5 protein-coding genes are annotated in these 4400 nt (G+C 28.5%); 1 reads left to right on the top strand and 4 read right to left on the bottom strand.

Annotation, left to right across the window (positions count from 1 at the left end; genetic code table 11):
- Nucleotides 1–56: 56 nt before the first annotated feature.
- The 4 genes from QZZ48_RS14335 to QZZ48_RS14350 form a co-directional block, all read right to left on the bottom strand.
- Nucleotides 57–818 carry a hypothetical protein gene (locus tag QZZ48_RS14335; RefSeq protein WP_294966940.1) on the bottom strand — a complete coding sequence of 254 codons (762 nt, stop codon included), beginning with the start codon at nucleotides 816–818 and terminating at the stop codon, nucleotides 57–59.
- Between the two features lie 164 nt (nucleotides 819–982).
- Entirely contained in the window at nucleotides 983–2143 is a 1161-nt protein-coding gene (locus QZZ48_RS14340; RefSeq protein WP_294966941.1) for a DUF4041 domain-containing protein, read from the bottom strand.
- Nucleotides 2109–2261: a hypothetical protein gene (locus QZZ48_RS14345; RefSeq protein WP_294966942.1), complete on the bottom strand. Its 153-nt coding sequence runs from the start codon at nucleotides 2259–2261 to the stop codon at nucleotides 2109–2111. The genes QZZ48_RS14340 and QZZ48_RS14345 overlap by 35 nt, the downstream gene beginning before the upstream one ends.
- Nucleotides 2262–2479: 218 nt before the next feature.
- Nucleotides 2480–2896, bottom strand: coding sequence for a hypothetical protein (locus tag QZZ48_RS14350; protein WP_294966943.1), 417 nt, complete (start codon nucleotides 2894–2896; stop codon nucleotides 2480–2482).
- 265 nt (nucleotides 2897–3161) lie between these two features.
- On the opposite strand from QZZ48_RS14350, the gene QZZ48_RS14355 reads away from it, so the two are divergent.
- Nucleotides 3162–4205, top strand: a complete 1044-nt coding sequence (locus QZZ48_RS14355; RefSeq protein ID WP_294966944.1) for a DUF4325 domain-containing protein — start codon at nucleotides 3162–3164, stop codon at nucleotides 4203–4205.
- Nucleotides 4206–4400: the final 195 nt, after the last annotated feature.

Below are 4400 nucleotides of genomic sequence, written 5' to 3' on the forward strand. Positions count from 1 at the left end.
AAATACAAAACTCCGTATGAAGTGTTTTTCAGTGAAATGAGTAAAAGATTAGCTAGCTAATTTAGGTGGAAATTGCACTTGTTGTTGGAATTGGCGAAACTAAATTCATGCTCGTGTTTTATAAAGTCTATACTATCTTGAATAGTCTCTTTTTTTAAAGTTAATTCTTTTAATGTTTTTTGTACAAAATCTTCATCATCTATATGAAAAATATTTTTATTGAAAAGTTCACCATTACCTAAGAATAGTACGATTTCTTGAATAAGTTTTAAATCTTTATTTATATAAGCCTTATTTAGTTCTTGAAAAATATCTTGAGCATCATCTTTTTTAGAACTCAAGACTATATCTGGATGACACATATGTGCAGCTTTTTTATAAAGAGTTTTAAGCTCTTTATCCTCTTCCTGACTTAAGGTATATTCTGTTTTCTCATCTTCTTGTTCAAAGACATTATTAAATTGATTCAGAGTAGAGTGTGATTTAAGATAATCTTGTTTGACTTTTTTTATTCCAAGGTTTTCAATTTCTCTTTTAAACCTTTTTAAGATTTCAATATGTTTTGAGATCTTTTTATCTATCTCTTGGATATCTTTTACTCTAGATAAAGTTTTTTTTCTCTCTTTTAAAGAAGATATTTCATCTTTTTCTTTTTGATACTCTTGGTACATGCTAGTATAATAGTGTTTTAAGAGATTGAAATTTTTTTTATGATTTTCTTTTCTCAAATATAAAATTTCATCTACATATTCATCAAGACTTGGAGGAAAAAACTGTTGTTGATTACGGTTTAAGCCCTCTTTATACTTTTCACTCATAAATACCTCTTAAAGCCCATGTATTACGAACTATCATTAGTGATATTATACTATTTTAGAAGTTTAAAGATGCTTGATATTAAGGTGTTTGTGTTAGAATTTTTGTAATTTATGCGACTGCTTTGGATTTAGTTATTTCACAGTCTCTCGTACTTGTTGTGTTCTTAGAGCTCTTCTGGTAGCTCATATTTAATATCAGCTTTATTCTGAAGTTGCATTCTTATAGCTTTTGATTCATTATAATCTTTAGCTTCAGCTGTTTTAATAAATTCTATACTATCTGATGTTTTTTTAGCTTGTGTCTCAATCTCTTCTAATGTTACCTTGAAAAATTCTTTTCTTGAATTAACTAAATTCACTCTTTGTGAATCAAATAATTTATGTAAAGAATTTTCAAGTGCAGGTGCATCATCTGAATAAATCATTGCATGAACATCAAATATAAATGGGACACTTGCATCTCCTAGCTCTTTAACTCTATCTAGTGGCTCAAGTCTTCTTGTCATACCAATCTTATAGACATTCTCTCCAAATGAACCTATATTTGAAATTACATAAACATGACCTGATTTTGTTTGTTGTGCCATTGATTTTGCTCTTTCATTTTTTGCATGTGCTTCTTCTAAATATAAATTTAATGCTTTTATAGTTTCTTGTAACTTATTTAGTTCCTCACCACTTGCTTTTTCGGCTTCATTTTTAGCTTTGTCTAATAATTTCTGATACTTATCTTCATCTTTTTGAGCCTTTTCAACTTCCTGTTGAAGTTTAGCCTCTTCTCTCATTTGTCTTCTGATTTCAGCTTGTTCCTCTTTTTCATCATGCTTTTTTTCTTTATATTCATGAGTAAGCTTTAATTCTTTTATTTTTGACTCTAAGTAATCATATTCTATAACAATATGATTAGATTCATTCAGTTTATTTATTGCTTCAAAGGCTTTTATAATCCTTTGTTCCATTCTTTCAATATTATTCCAAGCTACATTTGATGTAGCAGAGTCACATTCATTATTAAAAGCTCTTGCTGTTAATCTAATCCCGCGATTTGACATAGTACGACCTTTTGCTTTACTACCTTCAACTGTCCATTCCGTTGTAGAGTAAATTGCAGTTTTACCACTAATCATTTCTTCTTTATATTTTTCAGATGTATCAAAATCAAAATGTGGTTTATAAAATCCTAATTCAGCAAGTTCAATTTCTTCATCATAAATTGCCACTTGTTTTAGTAGTTTATCAAAAATGACTTTTTTCTCTTTATAGCTTTGCTTTAAATCAGTTATTGTTTTTTCAATTTTCTCTTTGAGACTTAATAATTTCTTCATCTATGCTAATAATATTTGAATATTTTTTAGTGTAAAACATATTTTTTTTGAGAGTAATTATTAACGCTACTGTGAGTAGAAGTGATAAACCATCAAGAGCAATTAAGATAATATCCATTTGTAAGTTCCTTTTTTAAGTAATATCATAATGCAACACAACGGTTGAGTACAAAAATATGTTACCCGTTTTTGTAGTCTTTTGCATTATACAATGGTAATTAAATCTTTGAAGTTCTCAAAGCTAAAAATCGGCTTAGGTAACATATTTTTGTTGCTACGTTTTGTTATGTGCATTGGAATGTTCTTACTTATTTTATTAAGAACTATACGATAAATTTAAAAATTACCTTTCTTTTCCTCAGGTACTTTAAACCATTCAGGAAGTTTACCTAACTCTTCTTCTGCTGTAAAACTAAGCTCAGTAATTTTATCTATGTACTCTATATATGTATTATGCTCTTCTTTAGCTTCTTGCTGTTCAATTTTAAGTGCTTTTTCTGCATCCCTTTCTTCTTGTCTCGCATCCCTTGATTCCTCTGTCTCATCTAAGTAACCATATATTTGGTTGTTTAGGCTACTGGTCTGTGATAAAAAATTTTCACTAAGTGATGTTAGTAGCTCTAAATGTTGCCATTGCTTAAAAGACTTTTCTACTTTTTTAATATAAAAATCATACTTCTTTTTATAAAAACTTTCTGTCGCTCCAAATAGGATAACTGATGATACGATTAACATTAATACTACTTTTAACATAATATTCCTTTTATTTTTTAATACTATATATTGCTAATCTTATCTAGAAATCAGCAAAGTGCGTTTGTTTTGACACATAACGTTTGACTACAACGACACTTAAGTGGTCGTTGCTAGGTTTTGTTAGTGATTATGCTCAAATACAAACTTTTAGTTACAGATTCTACCTTTTTTACTTTTATATTTGTTTGATAAAGATAATTAGTAGTCCTTTAAGTAAAACAACAACATCCTTTAAGTAAAATACTTTCTTAAAGGATAGATTATGAATAATAAAGAAAAAGGTTTAAGAATAAGAACGCAAATTCTTAGGGATGTAGTTCATCATCCTAAGGATATATCTAATCACATTGCCAAAATATTTAATATAACTCCTCAAGCTGTTTATAATCATATTAAACGTTTAGAAAAAGAAGAACGCTTATCTTCCATAGGTAGGGGTAAAGGTAAAAGTTACTCACTTGGAGCAGTACGTAATTATAATATAGCATTGCCTTTAACCAAAGAACTTTCTGAAGACACAATATGGAGAAATCATTTTTCATTTATATTTGAAGGTGTTTTAGATAATGTTACAGATATCTGCCATTATGGTTTTACAGAAATGGTAAATAATGTTATAGATCACTCAGCGGGTGAAACAGTATATATGAATATATTTAGAGATAAAGAAAAAATTCAAATGTTTGTTATTGATGATGGAGAAGGAATTTTTCAAAGAATTACAAGGCTATGTGATTTATCAGATGAAAGACATGCCATTATGGAATTATCGAAGGGTAAGTTAACAACTGATCCAGAAAATCATACAGGAGAAGGAATATTTTTTACTTCTCGTATGTTTGATGAATTCGAAATTGAATCTAAAGGTTTAAACTACTCTCATAATACTGAGTATTGTTTTGACTACTTATTTGATTCTCAAACACAATTTGAAGAACAGGGAACAATGGTTGTAATGGTGATAAATCTTGTATCAGATCGTCAAATAAAGAATATATTTAGTGAGTATACAGATGATATAAAAGGAATTGAAACTTCTCAATTTAATAAAACAGTGATTCCTGTAAAATTAGCTCAATATGGAAATGAGAAATTGGTTTCACGTTCTCAAGCAAAAAGGTTATTAACCCGTGTAGAAAAATTTGAAAATGTGATATTTGACTTTGAAGATGTTAGTAGCATTGGACAAGCCTTTGCAGATGAAATTTTTAGAGTTTATGCTAACAAAAATATAAATATTACATTACTACCTCTAAATATGACAGAAGATGTTGAAATGATGGTAAATAGGGCATTAGGCAAATAAATTAATACTTGAATAGTCACTAACTATTTATTCAACATCATTATATATAGAACAACCTTAAAACAGATAAATAACTATCATGGTTTATGATTGTTATTTATACCGCCAATTCCAACAACAAGTGCAATTTCCACCTAAATTAGCTAGCTAATCTTTTACTCATTTCACTGAAAAACACTTCATACGGAGTTTTGT

The sequence above is a fragment of the Sulfurimonas sp. genome, from assembly GCF_016744025.1.
Classification (GTDB): domain Bacteria; phylum Campylobacterota; class Campylobacteria; order Campylobacterales; family Sulfurimonadaceae; genus Sulfurimonas.

Excerpts from the sequence above, each read along its gene's own strand:
- QZZ48_RS14335 (WP_294966940.1), bottom strand. The coding sequence starts at position 818 with ATGAGTGAAAAGTATAAAGAGGGCTTAAACCGTAATCAACAACAGTTT.
- QZZ48_RS14340 (WP_294966941.1), bottom strand. The coding sequence starts at position 2,143 with ATGAAGAAATTATTAAGTCTCAAAGAGAAAATTGAAAAAACAATAACT.
- QZZ48_RS14345 (WP_294966942.1), bottom strand. The coding sequence starts at position 2,261 with ATGGATATTATCTTAATTGCTCTTGATGGTTTATCACTTCTACTCACA.
- QZZ48_RS14350 (WP_294966943.1), bottom strand. The coding sequence starts at position 2,896 with ATGTTAAAAGTAGTATTAATGTTAATCGTATCATCAGTTATCCTATTT.
- QZZ48_RS14355 (WP_294966944.1), top strand. The coding sequence starts at position 3,162 with ATGAATAATAAAGAAAAAGGTTTAAGAATAAGAACGCAAATTCTTAGG.